Annotated in this window: 1 pseudogene; it reads right to left on the bottom strand. The window is 66.0% G+C overall.

From position 1 onward, the window contains the following. Positions 1-217: 217 nt before the first annotated feature. A pseudogene (locus tag CAP_RS47295) lies at positions 218-967 on the bottom strand (IS5 family transposase). Positions 968-1,175: the final 208 nt, after the last annotated feature.

Genomic DNA, 1,175 nt, shown 5'->3' with positions numbered 1-1,175 from the left:
GTGGTGCGCGCGGCGGAGGGAGCCCGCCCGAGCTGAACTCGCGCCTAGTGGAGGCTATGGGGGGCTGAGAGGGGGTGGAGGGGCTGGGAGGTGGGAGTGACCTGAGGGCCGGCGCTCAGACAGGGCGCTCGGGCGGGCTCCCTCCGCCGCGCGCACCACACCCCCTCACCACGCTTGGCTGGGTGGCCCGGAAGGGCTGGGGGCGGAGCTTAAAAGCCTATCCCAGTAGGCCCGCAGCGCGCCACGTGATGAGCCCACAAGCGAAGCGCAACAGGGCGAGGTAGATATCGGCCCGCTTGGCCCATCGCACCAGAATGGCGCGGAAGCGGTTCATCCAACTGTGGGTGCGTTCGACGACCCAGCGGCGTGCCTTGTGCCGGGCCATCTTGTTGATGTCTTGTGCCTCTTGCCTGCGCTAGCGGATGTGCGCGGTGAACCCGAACTCCTTCAACAGCGCCGAGAGTTCTTTGCAGTCGTACCCCTTGTCTAGGCACATGCCTTGAGGCCTACGCGCGCTTGGGCGGGAGCGTTTGACGGGGATGCTCTTGATGATCTCGCGCGCCATCTTGAATCGTTGCGGTTGGCCCCGTCGGCGGCGACGCCCACAGGGACGCCCGAGCCCTCCGTGAGCAGACTGCGATTGGCGCCCTGCTTGGCTCGATCGGTGGGGTTGGGCCCTGTTTTTTTCCCCGCCCACGGGAGCCTTGGTCATGGCGCCGTCCATCGCCAACCAACTCCGGTCGATGCCGACACTCTCGTCGTAGGCCAGCAGCCCACGACGCCAGAACTCCTGAAACACCCTAGCTTCGGTCCACTCCAGGAAACGGCGATGCGCTGCGGAGTGGCTGCAGATGCCAGTCGCATCGAGCGCGCCCCACTGGCAGCCCGTACGCAGCACGAAGAAAATGGCGTCCATGGCTGCGCGATCCTCAACGCGGGGGTTGTGGCAGCCAAGCGGGTGAGCCATACGGGCAGGAAGGAGGGATTTCATCTCCGTCCAAAGCGCGTCGGGCAGCCTCCAGCCGTCGTCCTTGACCTGCTTCATCCGGCAGCGATGGAGCGTGGCTCGTGACTACGCCAGCTTTCCATCGAGCGGTTCGCGGCTCCCAGAACGATGAGCAGACCTTGGTAATCGCGCCGCATCCCTAGTAGAGTAGCCCCGGGGGATCGCTCCC

The organism is Chondromyces apiculatus DSM 436 (assembly GCF_000601485.1).
In the GTDB taxonomy this organism is placed as follows: domain Bacteria; phylum Myxococcota_A; class Polyangia; order Polyangiales; family Polyangiaceae; genus Chondromyces; species Chondromyces apiculatus.
Note: the sequence above shows the minus strand (reverse complement) of the source record. Positions and strands in the feature narration are given on the sequence as shown.